Here is a 16,277-nt window from a genome sequence, read left to right on the forward strand (position 1 = left end):
AGACACTAAAAGAGGGCCTCGGCCCTCTTTTTGCTTTTCTACTATTAATCAAGCTGATAAATCACATCGACACGGTCTCGTATCACTATAGTCGAGTCTTGATAAGTATTCGATTCTACGTTCCCATCCATCGCCATTGCACGCATCAATACTGGTTGATGGCTCGACATATTATAGTCAACTCGCCAAACATCTTGGATCTCCTTCCCAAACCCTTCGGCTAGCGATTCAGCCTTATCATTGGCGTCTTTGATCGCGGCCAATCTCGCCTGTTGTTGATACAAGGCTTGATCACGCACTTTCAGTTCAATATTGTCGACTTGATTGATCCCCGAGTTCAACGCTAAATCGAGATACTGGTTTAGGTTTGCCAACTGCTGGACAGTCACGGTAATACTTCGGGTCGCGCGGTAGCCGACCAGTTCAGGCTTGCCCTGTTTCGGATAGTGGTACTGAGGAGTGATATACAGATTGGAACTAGCAATGTCTTTGCTCTCAACTCCTTGCTGATTCAGAGCATCAAGAAAGCTCATCACCACTTGGTCAACCGCCTGCTTGGCCTGTTCGGCGGTCATGGTTGATTCCACGATCTTCACCGAGAACTGCGCCATGTCAGGCTTAGCTACAACTTCACCATATCCAGTGGTGACTAAGTGCGGAAAGTCTGGCGTGTTAGCCATCACATTAGCACTCAAAGTGGATAAAGTGATCGCTGCAACCCACACTGGAATAAACTTCATACTGATATACCCTATCGCTTTAAATCTATACATCATAGATAGTGGACAAGATTAGACCAAGCAAGCGCAGGAAGTTCTGACAGAGAATTAACGCACCAAAATAGGATTACTTGGGCAGCAAATCTTGGGTATGAGCGATAATCGCCTCGCTAATCGATCTAAGCAAACCAGTTTCGAGTTGCCAGTGATGCCAATAAATCTCAAAGCTCATGAAGAATCCCGGCATCAAATCCATCAACTGACCAGACGTAAGCTCAGCCTCGATCTGCAATTTGGGGATCAAACAATACGCGCAGCCCATTAGTGCAAGATTGACAAACGCTTCAGAGCTCGCCACATGATGATGGGCAATCGACTCTGGCTCGATATTAAAGTGCTGAGTTAAAAAATCACGATGCAGCGGATCGTAGTGATCTAAAGAGACCGCTGGTGCGTTTTGCAATGCTTGCCGGTTGACGCCATTGGCGAAGTAACGCTTGGCAAACTCTGGGCTCGCCACACACACGTAATCCATCCGCCCTAGATATTGCGCCTCACACCCGGCCATGGCTTTAGGCTCCACACTGAGCGCCCCCACCACTTCCCCATTTTTGAGTTTATGTAAGGTACGCGCTTCCGGAAAAACCGCAAAGTTAAACTCAACCCGATGCGATTTCATAATTGGCGCCAAAGCAGGCAGTAACCAAGTCGCCAAACTATCGGCATTGGTGGCAATCGAAACGCGTTGTATCTTGTCTTGATTGTGGCTGCCGAGCTCGGGAATCAACTCTGTCTCCAAAAGCTGAACTCGCTGATAAAAGCCCAACAATTTTTGGCCAATCAAGGTGGGTTTCGGTGGTTGTTCGCGGATTAAAACCGGTTGAGCAAGAAACTTCTCTAGTTGCTTGATCCGTTGTGATATTGCCGATTGCGACACATGCAGCGTTTGCGCTCCCCGTTCAAAACTGCCCGCTTTGACCACTGCCTCCAGCGCTTCAATCCAGCGGTAATCTAATCCTCGCATCACCCCCTCCTAATATTAGAGTTACTAATCAATCATAAATATCATTAAATATACTTATGAATTCTATTTATTTATCTTTAACTCATCAACAATCAAAGGGAGACAATGAAGTGAATTTTTGGCTGATGTTACAAGGTTTTGGCCTAGGTGCGAGTATGATTATTCCTATCGGTGCGCAAAACGCGTACGTGTTAAACCAGGGCATCAAACGTCACCACCACCTGACCACCGCTACCATTTGCAGCGTATTAGACACCTTGTTTATCTCATTGGGTATCTTTGGCGGAGGTGCGCTACTGGCAAAAAATGAAACCTTGTTGCTGTTGGTCACCCTCGGTGGCATAGCTTTTCTCACTTTCTATGGTGGGTTGTCACTGAAAAGCGCCTTGTTTCCAACAGAGAGTCACCTCGCCCAATCCCCGTCATTGTCAGGACGTAAAGCGGTGATCATTGGCGCACTTGCGGTTACCGTGCTAAACCCGCATCTTTATCTCGATACTGTGGTGATATTAGGCTCGATTGGCGGCCAGTTTAGTGGCAGCGACCGCCTCGCTTTTGCTATTGGGACAATTGCCGCCTCTTTTACTTGGTTTTTCGCGCTTTCTATTGCCGCCGCTAAGCTGGCACCCACGTTATCAAAGCCAAGAGTGAAACAAGGGATAGACCTTGCAGTCGCAATCATGATGTTTGTGATTGCCTTAATGTTGGCCAAGGAATTGCTGAAATAAATAGGGAAATGTATGGATAAGCTAGAGCGCATCTATCGCTTTAACATCGAGTTGCTAACGCGACTCAACATAGAGTTCAGAGAATGGCAACATGAGCCCATCTTAGACTTTGCCACCGATATCATGGTTGCACAGCGATTGGGTTGGACAGGGACCCACAGCAAGAGCCTATTTCTTCGTCTCAAAGGCGCGGGCTATGCACTGCTTTTAACCGATAAGGATTCTCGACTTGATAGCAAAGCGATTAAAGCATTGACAGGGAAACGCCCATCGATTGTCGATGATCAGCAGATGACTGAAGTGACCGGCTGCGTGGCTGGAGCGGTATGCCCTTTCGGCTTACCCAGTGAGATTCCCATCATTGTCGATACCCGGCTCTATCAACAGCAGGAGATTCTTTATACCCCGGGCAGACCCGAGGCCACTGTTGGCTTTGCAGGTCAAGATCTCGCAACCGTGCTTAAGCATTTAGATAATCCGATACTTGAGATGTAAAAAAGCGAGGCTCAGCCTCGCTTTTTCTCGTTATCCTCGATGGGATTAATCCACCTTGTTGAGGTGCACATCCATCTGTGGGAAAGGAATTTCGATACCAGCAGCATCTAAGGCCTCTTTAATGCCTTGCATAGAATCGAAGTACACACCCCAGTAATCCGCGGTTTTCACCCAAGGACGAACCACAAAGTTTACTGATGAGTCGGCAAGTGCAAGCACACCTATGGTCATATCAGGATCTTTGAGAATTCGAGGATCTTTCTCTAGCGTTTCACGGATCACTTGCTTGACTTGTTTAAGATCCGCTTTGTATGAAACGCCGATCACCATATCCACACGGCGAGTTGCATGACGAGAGTAGTTAGTGATTGATCCGCCGATTACGCCCGAGTTAGGTACCACAACCATCTTGTTGTCTGGCGTTTTGAGGACAGTTTGGAAAATTTGGATCGCTTCAACACTACCCGCAACCCCTCCAACTTCCACATAGTCACCCGACTTGAACGGACGAAATGCAACAATCAGTACGCCTGCAGCAAAGTTTGAAAGAGAGCCTTGCAGCGCGAGACCAATGGCTAAGCCCGCAGCACCAATCACAGCAACAACGGAAGCGGTTTGCACCCCCAAGCGCCCCAACGCAGCGATCAGTACAATCACAAACAACAGGTATCGAACTAGGCCACTGACAAACTCGACCACAGCCTTATCCATGTTTTTCTTTTCTAGCACTTTAGAAACGCTGTTGGCGACCGCTTTGACGATAATGTTACCAATAAACAGGATCAGTACCGCTGAGATGATGTTCACACCGTACTGAATCAGCAAATCTGAATTATTGTTCAACCATGTTTCCGCTTGGCTCAAGCCTTCAACCAATGGGGCTTCGATCCCAACTGACTCATCTGACATATTATTTATCCTCTAAAGACTGCATGAATATAACTGCTTAACACGACCACCAGCGTACCTGTGATACATTGAAGGTGGCAATGTCATTTTTTTGGCACAATAGCGCACTTTTGACCAATCGCAAAGTTAACTTTTTGCAAATCGCGCTCAAAAATCTGTTGTGTAACACGGTATCCACTGTTTGAGTCGTAACTGCAACCCGCTGATTCTCGCCACTTTGCACCGATATAAAAAAACCCGCTCATTCGAGCGGGTTTTGAAAAAGTAGCTGGTGACGAATTATAGTACGTCTACTGCATTTAGGTCAGCGAATGCTTGCTCTAGACGTGCAACCATTGACTCTTGACCTTTACGTAGCCAAACACGTGGATCGTAGTACTTCTTGTTCGGTGCATCTTCACCCGTTGGGTTACCGATTTGACCTTGTAGGTATTCACGGTTTTCCGCTTCGTACTTACGGATACCATCCCAAGTTGCCCACTGTGTATCAGTATCGATGTTCATCTTGATCACGCCGTAACCGATAGACTCTTGGATCTCTTCTTGAGTAGAGCCAGAACCACCGTGGAATACGAAGTTTAGAGCGTTTGGTGCAATACCGAACTTCTCTGCACAGTATGCTTGAGAATCACGTAGGATAGTTGGAGTTAGAACCACGTTACCTGGCTTGTATACGCCGTGTACGTTACCGAAAGAAGCTGCGATAGTGAAGCGGTGTGAAACAGCGCTTAGCTTCTCGTACGCGTATGCAACGTCTTCTGGAGAAGTGTAAAGCTCAGAAGCGTCCATATCAGAGTTATCAACGCCATCTTCTTCACCACCAGTACAACCAAGTTCGATCTCGATTGTCATGTTCATTTTAGCCATGCGCTCTAGGTACTTAGCACATGTTTCGATGTTCTCTTCTAGAGACTCTTCAGAAAGGTCTAGCATGTGAGAAGAGAATAGAGGCTTACCAGTTTGAGCGAAGAACTCTTCACCTGCGTCTAGTAGACCGTCGATCCATGGAAGAAGTTTCTTAGCCGCGTGGTCAGTGTGTAGGATAACTGGTACACCGTAAGCTTCAGCAACAGCGTGAACGTATTTTGCACCTGCTACAGCACCAAGGATTTGAGCACCTTGACCTTCAAGTTTAACGCCTTTACCAGCGAAGAAAGCTGCACCGCCGTTAGAGAACTGAACAACAACAGGAGCTTTAACTTTAGCTGCTGCTTCTAGTACTGCGTTTACTGAATCAGTACCCACAACGTTTACTGCTGGTAGAGCGAAGTTGTTCTCTTTAGCAACTTCAAAAACTTTCTGTACGTCGTCGCCAGAGATAACACCTGGTTTTACGAAATCGAAGATCTTAGACATGGATTCAATCCTATTTATCTGTCGTTTTAAAAATAAAACTTGTTAAGTTTAAATTCTTGCAAACGTTTGCTCACAACTCGCGCTATTCTAGCAAAAAACTGTGATGTGCAGCAAACAACAAAGCGGGAGAGAAACTCCCCCGCTTTGCTTCAATTACTTAGCGCGCTCTTCAAGCATCGCGACTGCTGGTAGTACTTTACCTTCAACGAATTCAAGGAACGCACCGCCACCTGTAGAGATGTAAGAAACGTCCGCTTTGATACCGAACTTGTCGATAGCCGCTAGCGTGTCACCACCACCCGCTACAGAGAAACCTGCAGATTTAGCAATCGCTTCAGAGATACCTTTAGTACCCGCTTCGAAGTTCTTGAACTCGAATACGCCTACAGGGCCGTTCCAAAGGATAGTTTTCGCGTTAGCGATGATGTCAGCAAGAGCCGCTGTTGAATCTGGACCAAGGTCGAAGATCATGTCGTCATCAGCAACGTCTGCAACATTCTTGATTTCAGCTTCTGCGTTCTCGTCGAATGCTTTTGCACATGCAACGTCAGTTGCGACTGGGATAGAACACTCTTTCATTAGCTTCTGTGCAGTTTCAACTAGGTCAGCTTCGTATAGAGACTTACCTACGTTGTGGCCTGCTGCTGCGATGAAGGTGTTCGCGATACCACCACCAACAACAAGTTGGTCAGCGACTTTAGATAGAGACTCTAGAACTGTTAGTTTAGTCGATACTTTAGAACCACCAACGATAGCAACAAGTGGACGCTCTGGGTTGTCCATTGCTTTGCCTAGTGCTTCTAGTTCAGCCGCTAGTAGAGGGCCAGCACACGCAACAGGCGCGTTCATACCAACGCCGTGAGTAGACGCTTGAGCACGGTGAGCCGTACCAAATGCATCCATTACGAAGATGTCACAAAGTGCCGCGTATTTCTTAGATAGCTCTTCTTCGTTCTTCTTCTCGCCTTTGTTAAAGCGAACGTTTTCAAGAACCACTAGCTCACCTGTGTTTAGCTCTAGGCCATCTAGGTAATCTTTCGCTAGTTTAACTTCGCAATCTAGTGCGTCGTTTAGGTAGTTCACAACAGGTTGTAGAGAGAACTCTTCTGCGTATTCACCTTCAGTTGGACGACCTAGGTGAGAAGTAACCATAACTTTCGCGCCTGCTTCTAGACAGTGCTTGATCGTTGGTAGAGATGCTAGGATACGTGCATCAGAAGTCACTTTGCCTTCTTTCACAGGTACGTTTAGGTCCGCACGGATAAATACACGTTTACCTGCTAGATCCAGGTCAGTCATCTTGATTACAGACATGATGTGTCCTCTCAAATATTCAATAAGTAAAGTTTTCAGTAGCCCGGCAACCCTGCCAGACCTAGTAATTCTTCAAACGTTTTGGTGTAAAGGGAGACTATCAATATTTATTTCAAACGTAAAAATAAATATTCTCCACCCACCAGCGAGACATTTTACTTCGCTGATTGCATTGCGAGCGCTGTATCCAACATACGGTTCGCAAACCCCCATTCGTTATCACACCAGACAAGCATTTTGACCAAATGCCCGTTGCTCACTCGTGTTTGGGTTCCATCGACGATCGCGCTATGGGGATCGTGATTAAAGTCGATAGAAACAAGCGGCGCTTCAGTATAGTCAACAATGCCATGTAATGTACACTGAGATGCCTTAACAATGGTTTGATTTACGTCATTAACTTTCACATTTGTATTAATTGTGACACTTAAGTCCATCGCCGTGACGTTAACTGTGGGTACACGCACCGAAATTGCCTCGAATTTGTTAGAAAATTTCGGGAATATTCTTTCAATGCCTTTATGCAACTTAGTATCAACCGGAATGATAGATTGGCTGGCAGCGCGGGTACGCCTTAAATCAGAGTGATAAGCATCAATGACTTGCTGATCATTCATCGAGGAGTGAATAGTGGTAATGGTGCCTGACTCAATTTCAAACGCATCGTCCAATGCTTTGATGATGGGCACAATACAGTTGGTGGTACACGAGCCATTGGATACCACGTTATGCTCAGATTTTAGCGTCTCATGATTGACGCCGTAGATAATCGTATTGTCGAGATCATTGGCGCCAGGGTGTGAGAACAGCACTTTCTTCGCCCCAGCTTTGATATGCTCTTGGCCATCCGCTTGAGAGCCGAAAACGCCGGTACAATCTAAGACAAGGTCGACCTCTAGGTCTCGCCAAGGAAGAAGCTCAATATCACTCAGATGTAAGATACGAATCGAATCAAAGTCACCTGTCCCTTGGTGCGGGGCATCGTGATGGATGTAGATATGTTCCTGGTCGTTGCTGACCTTCTTGCCAAAACGGCCATGACTGGTGTCGTATTGCAGTAAGTGCGCCATCGCATCTGGTTGCGCAAGTTCATTCACCGCCACCACTTTGATCTGTTGGTTTTTACCACTTTCATATACTGCACGCAGTACATTACGACCGATACGTCCAAATCCATTGATCGCAACTTTTAGCATGATTCCATCGCCCTACATCATTTTCGTGTCACAAATAGTAACCGATAGCAGGTTAAAGCGCATTAAGTTAGTGATATAAGTCGAAGTTAGCATAATATCCAACTTGATTAATATGCTGAATATATAGATATTGGCACCGAGTCGGTGAACTGCTTTGGCTGTTTGTCCTCTAGTTTTTCAACCAAAGGAAATCACCATGACTGGATTCCCAGCGACTCACTTTTGCCAACAATGCAATCAAGAAACACCCCATAGTGAGGTCTTAGTGAGAAAGACCAGCAGCTACGACACTGATCGTTCGTTGCTTGGAAGAGTTAAGCTGATGGCTCACACCTTTATCAATGGTGGCCATTACTACGACATGGATCGATACGTGAAGTGTAAAGTATGTGGTCACAAAGAGAAGGACAATTGGGGCAATGAGTTTGAATAACACTTAAGCTCACTGAAGCCAATAAAAAACCGAGCCAAGTGGCTCGGTTTTCTCTTTTTCTTCGACACCAGCTTGATTAAGCCAATAACTCTTTCGCTGTGTTCACTACGTTTTCAGTGGTGAAACCGAACATCTTGAACAGTTCGCCTGCTGGCGCTGACTCACCGAATGTTGTCATACCGATGATCTTGCCGCCAAAGCCAACATACTTGTACCAGAAGTCAGCAATACCTGCTTCGATAGCGATACGAGCAGTTACGTCTGATGGCAGTACTGCTTCACGGTACTCAGCGTCTTGCTTGTCGAATGCATCCGTTGATGGCATTGACACCACGCGCACTTGCTTACCTTCAGCGGTTAGCTGAGCTGCTGCTTCTACCGCTAGCTCAACTTCAGAACCGGTTGCGATAAGGATAAGCTCTGGTTTACCTGCACAATCTTTCAGGATGTAAGCACCTTTAGCGATGTTAGCAAGCTGCTCGGCATCACGCTCTTGCTGGGCAAGGTTCTGACGAGAGAAGATCAGCGACGTCGGGCCGTCTTTACGTTCGATAGCCAGTTTCCAAGCTACTGCTGATTCCACTTGGTCACATGGACGCCATGTGCTCATGTTTGGCGTTAGACGTAGCGATGCCATTTGCTCAACCGGTTGGTGAGTTGGGCCATCTTCGCCAAGGCCGATAGAGTCGTGCGTGTAAACTTGAATGTTCTGAACTTTCATCAGAGCCGCCATACGCATTGCGTTACGAGCGTATTCCATGAACATTAGGAACGTCGCGCCGTATGGGACGAAACCTCCGTGTAGCGCAATACCGTTCATGATAGCCGTCATGCCGAACTCACGTACGCCGTAGTGGATGTAGTTACCCGACGCATCTTCTGCAGAAACAGACTTAGAGCCAGACCACATGGTGAGGTTAGAAGGCGCTAGGTCAGCCGAGCCGCCTAGGAATTCTGGTAGCATAGCACCAAACGCTTCTAGCGCGTTTTGAGACGCTTTACGTGATGCGATGTTGGCAGGGTTTGCTTGAAGTTCAGCAATGATTGCATTGGCTTTCGCTTCCCACTGCGCTGGTAGTTCACCGTTTAAACGACGCTTAAGCTCTGCCGCTTCAGTTGGATAAGCTGCCGCGTATGCGTCAAATTTCGCGTTCCAAGCCGCTTCTTTCTCAGCACCCGATTGTTTTGCATCCCACTTTGCATAAACATCAGCAGGAATTTCAAATGGACCGTGCTCCCAACCAAGTTGCTTGCGAGTCGCTGCGATTTCTTCTGCACCTAATGGAGCACCGTGACAGTCGTGTGAACCAGATTTGTTTGGTGAACCGAAACCGATCACTGTTTTAGTACAAATCAGTGTTGGGCGTGGATCCGCTTTAGCTGCAATAATAGCGGCGTTGATCGCTTCAGGATCGTGACCATCAACTGCAGGAATAACGTGCCAGCCGTACGCTTCAAAACGCTTAGGTGTATCGTCAGAGAACCAGCCTTCAACATGACCATCGATAGAGATGCCGTTGTCATCCCAGAAAGCGATCAGTTTGCCAAGACCTAGTGTCCCCGCGAGTGAACAAGCTTCATGAGAGATACCTTCCATCAGACAGCCGTCACCCATGAATGCATAAGTGAAGTGGTCTACGATGTCATGGCCTGGTTTGTTGAATTGCGCGGCAAGCGTTTTCTCAGCTAGCGCCATACCAACCGCGTTGGTGATGCCTTGACCTAGTGGGCCGGTTGTTGTCTCAACACCTGGGGCGTAACCGTACTCTGGGTGACCTGGCGTTTTCGAGTGTAGCTGACGGAAGTTTTTCAGATCGTCAATAGACAGCTCATAGCCGCTCAAATGCAGCAGTGAGTAAATCAGCATTGAGCCGTGGCCGTTTGAAAGCACGAAACGGTCACGGTCAGCCCATTCTGGGTTTGCTGGGTTGTGATTTAGGTGTGAACGCCAAAGAACTTCAGCGATATCAGCCATACCCATTGGGGCGCCTGGGTGACCAGAGTTAGCTTGTTGTACACCGTCCATACTGAGCGCACGGATAGCGTTAGCGAGGTGTTGACGAGAAGACATTGCAGCTCCTGAGTGCATTTAAGCGAATCAAAAAAGGGGCGATAATTCTCTCAAAGCGCTATCAGCTGTGCAATCGTTTTCCAAGCAATAAGCTCACAATTTTCCTCGATTTCAGCTCAAATCGTTCAAAGTTACTAACTTGTAGCGCAATAAGATGCAAACGTTTGGCTTTATCAAATAACAAAAAAGAACTTGTAATCCGAGCACTGCAAACTAGAATAGACGTCTAGATGTAGATACACCTACAATATCAAGTATTATTCTTCGGCCTCTGAACATGTCAGAGCCTGTATGTAGATTAAAGTGGAGCTCATATGGCTAAGCACCTATTTACTTCTGAGTCAGTATCAGAAGGTCATCCAGATAAAATTGCAGACCAGATTTCGGATGCAGTCCTTGATGCGATTCTTGAACAAGATCCAAAAGCGCGTGTTGCGTGTGAAACTTACGTAAAAACTGGCATGGTGATGGTTGGTGGTGAAATCACAACCTCAGCCTGGGTAGACATTGAAGAGCTAACACGCCAAACCGTACGTGAAATTGGCTATGTACATTCAGACATGGGCTTTGATGCTGACTCTTGTGCAGTTTTGAACACCATCGGTAAACAGTCTCCTGACATTAACCAAGGTGTCGATAAAGCCGATCCTAAAGAGCAAGGCGCGGGCGACCAAGGCATCATGTTTGGTTACGCATGTAACGAGACAGACGTTCTTATGCCAGCTCCGATTACTTACTCTCACCGCCTAGTTCAAAAGCAAGCGGAAGTACGTAAAAACGGCTCTCTACCTTGGTTGCGTCCAGACGCAAAATCTCAGGTGACTTTCCAATACGACCAAGGCAAAATCGTTGGTATCGACGCCGTGGTACTATCCACCCAGCACTGTGATTCAATCTCGACGCCAGACCTGCGCGAAGCGGTAATGGAAGAGATCATCAAGCCAGTTCTACCTGCAGAGTGGATCAACAAAGACACCAACTTCTTCATCAACCCAACCGGTCGTTTTGTTATCGGCGGTCCAATGGGGGACTGTGGTCTAACTGGTCGTAAGATCATCGTTGATACCTACGGCGGTGCAGCACGTCACGGTGGCGGTGCTTTCTCAGGTAAAGATCCATCAAAAGTAGACCGTAGCGCAGCATACGCAGCACGTTATGTGGCGAAAAACATCGTTGCAGCTGGCCTAGCTGACCGTTGTGAAATCCAACTTTCGTACGCGATTGGTGTGGCTGATCCAACCTCGATCATGGTCGAAACTTTTGGTACCGAGAAAGTCTCTCACGACATCATCATTGAAGCGGTACGTCAGTTCTTCGACCTACGTCCATACGGCCTGCAAGAGATGCTGAACCTTCTGCAACCAATCTACAAGAAGACAGCGGCATACGGCCACTTCGGTCGCGAAGAGTTCCCTTGGGAAGCGACAGACAAAGCAGCACTACTGCGTGAATTTGCGGGTCTTAAGTAATTTAGATCTAACAAATTAATTTGCTTGAAAAGGCTTTTGGGTAACCAAAAGCCTTTTTTGTTTGTGGATAAATTTTGCGCACATATTTGTATTTTCCGCTGACACGGTCAATAGTTAAAAATATGTTAACGAATGAATCGATTATCGCGTTCGCTTCGTAAACAGAGTAACTGATGCGCCGCTTACATCAACGACGTCGCCAAGCCGGGCATCGAGTTTCGTTCATTGCTGCTAGAGACAAGCGGCAGTGTTGGTAGAGAATCGATCAAGGAGGATGTATGCCTCGTACGGTGAACCCACAAGACTTCGACGCAAAACACAAGGAAGTCAAAGATTCAGAATACGCACGCACGATACCGTGCAACCAAGTGAGTATTTCTGCCCCTTTCCATTGGCTATCGCTCGGTCTTCATGACTTCGTGCGTATGCCATTAATCAGCGCTTTCTATGGCCTTTGCTTTATGGCAGCGGCGATAGGTATTGTGCTGCTAGTACAATGGCAAGGCACGCACCTTGTGGTGATGCCGAGCTTAGTCGTTTATATGCTAATAGGCCCATTCTTGGCGCTTGGCCTCTATGATGCGAGTTGGGAGCGTGAAAAAGGACACAGTGCTAGCCTACTTCACTCAATGAAGGCGATTGGCCGCAATTCAACCTCACAATGGGCATTTGCGGTGATGCTGGCCGTGTGTATGATTTTTTGGATGCGGATCGCGGCGCTGCTCCATGCGCTCTACCCTTCAGTGCAAGGTGCGCCCTTGAGTGAATTTATGCCATTCTTGGTGATTGGTTCTTTGGTCGGTTTTGTGCTCGCTTGTGTGGTGTTTAGTATCTCCGCTTTCTCTATCCCGTTAATGATGGAGCGCCGTGTGGATATGATGACCGCCGTGTTCTCAAGCTTTAACGCAGTTAAATCGAACATTCCAGCCATGATTGTTTGGGCAGCACTGATATGCGGCGGTATTCTGGTCGGCTTTGCCACTTACGGCATAGGTATGCTGTTTACCATGCCAATTCTCGGCTACGCCACCTGGCACGCCTACCATGAGATCATCAAAAAGAAACATCACCCGTAAGTCGAAACGCTGGGTAATTCGGTATATGATTCGCCTCTGGAGACAGAGGCGTTTTTGTTTGGAGTGAACCTTGGATAAAGAAAATGAGTACCGCGCGATGCAAGTGATAGCAAACTGCATCGATACCGCATCCCAACACTTTCAACGTTCATTCCCTATACCGAAACTCAGTTTTAAACTCCGCGGCAAAACGGCCGGCAAAGCCTATTTACAGCTGAATGAAATTCGCCTCAACCCTGTCCTCTTCGTTGAGAATCGAGCGGACTTTTTGCGCGAAGTGATTCCTCATGAAGTTGCCCACTTGATAGCCTACCAAGTGTATGGCCGGGTGAAACCCCACGGCAAAGAGTGGCAAGGGATCATGGAATCACTGTTTAAGGTGCCAGCGAAAACCACGCATAGCTTTGAAGTCAGCTCGGTACAAGGCAAGACATTCGAGTACCAATGCGGCTGTGATCGCTTCCCGTTGACCATTCGTCGTCACAACAAGGTGTTACGTAACCAGGCTTTTTATCGCTGCCAGCGATGCCATCAACCACTCAGTTTTACTGGCCGCCAGTTATCCTGATCTAGAGCCCCTTGTTTTTTCATCATAAAGCATCCATGTTAGAGGGTAATCTATTCAGTTGCTGGAAATCGGTACCCAATGCGCATCCCTCGAATTTATCATCCTCACATTATCACTGAGTTAGGCACCCTCAGCCTTAGCGAAGACGCCGCAGGCCATATCGGGCGCGTACTGAGAATGAAGCAAGGACAGCAAGTGATACTGTTTGACGGTCAAGGTGCAGAATTCCCAGCCGAGATCAGTCACGTATCAAAGAAAACCGTCGAAGTTGCGCTCAAACAGCGCGTTGAACGCAGCAGTGAATCGCCACTCGATCTGCACTTAGGTCAGGTCATTTCACGTGGTGACAAAATGGAGTTCACTATTCAAAAATCGGTCGAACTAGGCGTCAACACCATTACCCCGCTTATTTCTGAGCGATGCGGTGTCAAACTCGATCCAAAGCGCTTTGAGAAAAAACTCGCTCAATGGCAAAAAATCGCCATTAGCGCCTGCGAACAGTGTGGTCGTAATACCGTTCCAGAGATTCGTCCTATCATGCAACTAGAAGAATGGTGCGCTGAAGAGTACGACGGCTTGAAGCTCAATCTGCATCCACGGGCAAAATACTCAATTAACACCCTACCCACGCCAGTAGAAAAAGTACGCCTTCTCATTGGCCCTGAGGGTGGTTTGTCTGCTGAAGAAATCAGCATGACCGAAAACTATAAATTCGAAGAGACACTGCTCGGTCCACGTGTGTTACGCACAGAGACCGCGGCTCTTACTGCAATTACAGCCTTGCAAGTTCGTTTCGGCGATCTTGGTTAAACGGAGAAAAAGAATGATCAAATTAGGCATTGTAATGGACCCAATTGCGTCCATTAACATCAAGAAAGACTCTAGCTTTGCCATGATGCTTGAAGCGCAGCGCCGCGGCTATGAAATCCACTATATGGAAATGAATGATCTTCATCTTGACCAAGGCGTAGCGGTGGCAGATACCAAGATTGTCGAGTTAAAAGAAGACCCGAACGGCTGGTATGAATTTAAGTCACAACAAAGCATTGAACTGTCTGAGCTTGATGCCGTGTTGATGCGCAAAGATCCTCCATTTGATACAGAGTACATCTACGCAACTTACATTCTTGAGCGCGCAGAAGAGCAAGGCACATTGATCGTCAACAAGCCGCAAAGCCTGCGCGACTGTAATGAAAAGCTGTTCACCGCTTGGTTCCCAGAGCTAACACCGACGACGATTGTGACCCGTAAGGCTGAAAAGATTAAAGCTTTCCGTGAACAGCATGGCGATGTCATCCTTAAGCCGCTTGATGGTATGGGCGGAGCGTCTATTTTCCGAGTCAAACAGAACGATCCTAACGTATCAGTGATCATCGAGACCCTGACTAACCACGGTCAAAACTACGCGATGGCACAGACATTCGTTCCTGACATCAGTAACGGCGATAAACGTATCCTCGTCGTTGATGGCGAAGCTATCCCATATTGCCTGGCACGTATTCCGGCCGAAGGCGAAACGCGCGGCAACCTAGCCGCGGGTGGTCGAGGCGAAGCAAGACCACTGAGCGAGACAGATAAACAGATTGCCGCTGCGGTAGCGCCTACACTTAAAGAAAAAGGACTGATTTTCGTTGGTCTCGACGTTATTGGTGACAAACTGACAGAAATCAATGTGACTAGCCCAACCTGTATTCGTGAGATTGAGGCTGCATTTGATGTGTCTATTACTGGCAAACTGATGGACGCGATTGAGCGCCGTTTGAAAGCCTAAATATGGATTTGGGCAACACACTTTGCTTGCCCTGACTTATGTGGGAGTCTGTATGAATTTAACCAATCATTTTTTAGTCGCGATGCCTGGGATGAAAGATCCCTACTTTCAACGTAGCGTTATCTATGTGTGTGAACACAATGAAGAGGGCGCTATGGGTTTAATGATTAACGCTCCCATCGACATCACCATTGGCAAGATGCTAGAAAAAGTCGATGTCCAATCGACCCATCCTAAGCTGCTTACCGAGAGCTTAGACAAACCGGTACTCAACGGTGGCCCGGTTTCTGAAGACCGCGGGTTTATCTTGCATCAGCCCAAAGACGAGTATGAGTCGAGCATTCGTATGACTGACCAAATCTCGGTCACTACTTCGCGCGATATTCTCGGCGTGCTGGGTACCGAAGCAGAACCCAATCACTATTTGGTTGCGTTGGGCTACTCTGGTTGGGAGCCGGGTCAATTGGAAACGGAACTGTCAGAAAACTCATGGCTCACCGTTGAAGCCGACCCAGATGTGATGTTCGATACTCCTATCAACGAGCGTTGGCAAAAAGCGGTAAAAATGCTCGGCATCGATGTGGCTCAACTCTCGAGCGATATTGGCCACGCTTAACAAAAAGAACATTGACTATGTCTAGAACAATTATGGCTTTTGACTTTGGCACTAAGAGTATTGGTAGTGCCATTGGCCAAGAGGTAACCGGAACTGCCTCACCACTCAAAGCATTTAAAGCCAACGATGGCATCCCCAATTGGGATGAGATCGAGAAACAGATAAAAGAGTGGCAACCTAATTTGCTGGTCGTGGGTTTACCCACCGACCTGCATGGGCGTGACCTTGACACTATCACTCCACGGGCAAAAAAATTCGCCAACCGCTTACATGGCCGCTTTGGTCTGCCAGTAGAACTGCACGATGAGAGGCTCTCCACCACGGAAGCGCGAGCCGACCTATTTGCTATGGGCGGCTATAAGGCGCTCAGTAAAGGCAATGTGGACTGCCAGTCCGCCGTGGTGATTTTAGAAAGCTGGTTTGAGGCTCAATACGGCTAGCGAGAAGCGAGAAGTTTTCAAGGGTTGACACTTAGCGTCAACCCTTTTCTTTAAAATTCATATAATTACAGCAACACCAGAGTCAGCAACTT

Annotated in this window: 17 protein-coding genes; 10 read left to right on the plus strand and 7 right to left on the minus strand. The window is 47.4% G+C overall.

Translation table 11 applies throughout. The features are described 5' to 3' along the window. Nucleotides 1–44: 44 nt before the first annotated feature. Nucleotides 45–740, minus strand: a complete 696-nt coding sequence (locus tag MTO69_RS11730) for an oxidative stress defense protein (RefSeq protein WP_248329446.1) — start codon at nucleotides 738–740, stop codon at nucleotides 45–47. A 106-nt stretch (nucleotides 741–846) separates the two neighbouring features. Further along, nucleotides 847–1,743: a LysR family transcriptional regulator ArgP gene (locus MTO69_RS11735; protein ID WP_248329448.1), complete on the minus strand. Its 897-nt coding sequence runs from the start codon at nucleotides 1,741–1,743 to the stop codon at nucleotides 847–849. A gap of 110 nt (nucleotides 1,744–1,853) precedes the next feature. Between MTO69_RS11735 and MTO69_RS11740 the strand changes: the two genes are divergently transcribed. Next, complete coding sequence (locus tag MTO69_RS11740) at nucleotides 1,854–2,471, plus strand: LysE/ArgO family amino acid transporter (protein ID WP_248329450.1); 618 nt, start codon at nucleotides 1,854–1,856, stop codon at nucleotides 2,469–2,471. Between the two features lie 12 nt (nucleotides 2,472–2,483). Next, nucleotides 2,484–2,966, plus strand: coding sequence for a YbaK/EbsC family protein (locus MTO69_RS11745; RefSeq protein ID WP_248329452.1), 483 nt, complete (start codon nucleotides 2,484–2,486; stop codon nucleotides 2,964–2,966). A gap of 45 nt (nucleotides 2,967–3,011) precedes the next feature. On the opposite strand, the gene mscS is transcribed toward MTO69_RS11745, so the two are convergent. From mscS to epd, 4 genes are all read right to left on the minus strand, one after another. Next, nucleotides 3,012–3,875: a small-conductance mechanosensitive channel MscS gene (gene mscS, locus MTO69_RS11750; RefSeq protein ID WP_248329454.1), complete on the minus strand. Its 864-nt coding sequence runs from the start codon at nucleotides 3,873–3,875 to the stop codon at nucleotides 3,012–3,014. A 279-nt stretch (nucleotides 3,876–4,154) separates the two neighbouring features. Further along, nucleotides 4,155–5,231 carry a class II fructose-bisphosphate aldolase gene (gene fbaA, locus MTO69_RS11755; RefSeq protein ID WP_248329456.1) on the minus strand — a complete coding sequence of 359 codons (1,077 nt, stop codon included), beginning with the start codon at nucleotides 5,229–5,231 and terminating at the stop codon, nucleotides 4,155–4,157. A gap of 153 nt (nucleotides 5,232–5,384) precedes the next feature. After that, complete coding sequence (locus MTO69_RS11760) at nucleotides 5,385–6,545, minus strand: phosphoglycerate kinase (protein WP_248329458.1); 1,161 nt, start codon at nucleotides 6,543–6,545, stop codon at nucleotides 5,385–5,387. Between the two features lie 155 nt (nucleotides 6,546–6,700). Then, on the minus strand, nucleotides 6,701–7,741 hold the full coding sequence (epd, locus tag MTO69_RS11765) for an erythrose-4-phosphate dehydrogenase (protein ID WP_248329460.1): 1,041 nt from the start codon (nucleotides 7,739–7,741) through the stop codon (nucleotides 6,701–6,703). Between the two features lie 196 nt (nucleotides 7,742–7,937). Here epd and MTO69_RS11770 point away from each other — a divergent pair, with 196 nt between their 5' ends. Further along, nucleotides 7,938–8,174, plus strand: coding sequence for a hypothetical protein (locus MTO69_RS11770; RefSeq protein WP_248329462.1), 237 nt, complete (start codon nucleotides 7,938–7,940; stop codon nucleotides 8,172–8,174). 76 nt (nucleotides 8,175–8,250) lie between these two features. Here the strand turns inward: MTO69_RS11770 and tkt are convergent, their stop codons facing one another. Then, nucleotides 8,251–10,245 carry a transketolase gene (tkt, locus tag MTO69_RS11775; RefSeq protein WP_248329464.1) on the minus strand — a complete coding sequence of 665 codons (1,995 nt, stop codon included), beginning with the start codon at nucleotides 10,243–10,245 and terminating at the stop codon, nucleotides 8,251–8,253. A gap of 314 nt (nucleotides 10,246–10,559) precedes the next feature. Between tkt and metK the strand changes: the two genes are divergently transcribed. From metK to ruvX, 7 genes are all read left to right on the plus strand, one after another. Further along, entirely contained in the window at nucleotides 10,560–11,714 is a 1,155-nt protein-coding gene (gene metK, locus MTO69_RS11780; RefSeq protein WP_248329466.1) for a methionine adenosyltransferase, read from the plus strand. Between the two features lie 278 nt (nucleotides 11,715–11,992). Further along, nucleotides 11,993–12,790, plus strand: a complete 798-nt coding sequence (locus MTO69_RS11785) for a DUF2189 domain-containing protein (protein ID WP_248329468.1) — start codon at nucleotides 11,993–11,995, stop codon at nucleotides 12,788–12,790. Nucleotides 12,791–12,860: 70 nt separating this feature from the next. Beyond that, a complete protein-coding gene (locus MTO69_RS11790) occupies nucleotides 12,861–13,358 on the plus strand; it encodes a SprT family zinc-dependent metalloprotease (RefSeq protein ID WP_248329470.1) in 498 nt (165 codons plus the stop codon). Between the two features lie 78 nt (nucleotides 13,359–13,436). After that, nucleotides 13,437–14,168, plus strand: coding sequence for a 16S rRNA (uracil(1498)-N(3))-methyltransferase (rsmE, locus tag MTO69_RS11795; protein WP_248329472.1), 732 nt, complete (start codon nucleotides 13,437–13,439; stop codon nucleotides 14,166–14,168). A 13-nt stretch (nucleotides 14,169–14,181) separates the two neighbouring features. Then, entirely contained in the window at nucleotides 14,182–15,129 is a 948-nt protein-coding gene (gshB, locus tag MTO69_RS11800) for a glutathione synthase (RefSeq protein ID WP_248329474.1), read from the plus strand. Nucleotides 15,130–15,181: 52 nt separating this feature from the next. After that, a complete protein-coding gene (locus MTO69_RS11805; RefSeq protein WP_248329476.1) occupies nucleotides 15,182–15,745 on the plus strand; it encodes a YqgE/AlgH family protein in 564 nt (187 codons plus the stop codon). A 17-nt stretch (nucleotides 15,746–15,762) separates the two neighbouring features. Beyond that, complete coding sequence (ruvX, locus tag MTO69_RS11810; RefSeq protein WP_248329477.1) at nucleotides 15,763–16,185, plus strand: Holliday junction resolvase RuvX; 423 nt, start codon at nucleotides 15,763–15,765, stop codon at nucleotides 16,183–16,185. Nucleotides 16,186–16,277: the final 92 nt, after the last annotated feature.

Source organism: Vibrio sinaloensis (genome assembly GCF_023195835.1).
Classification (GTDB): Bacteria; Pseudomonadota; Gammaproteobacteria; order Enterobacterales; family Vibrionaceae; genus Vibrio; species Vibrio sinaloensis_C.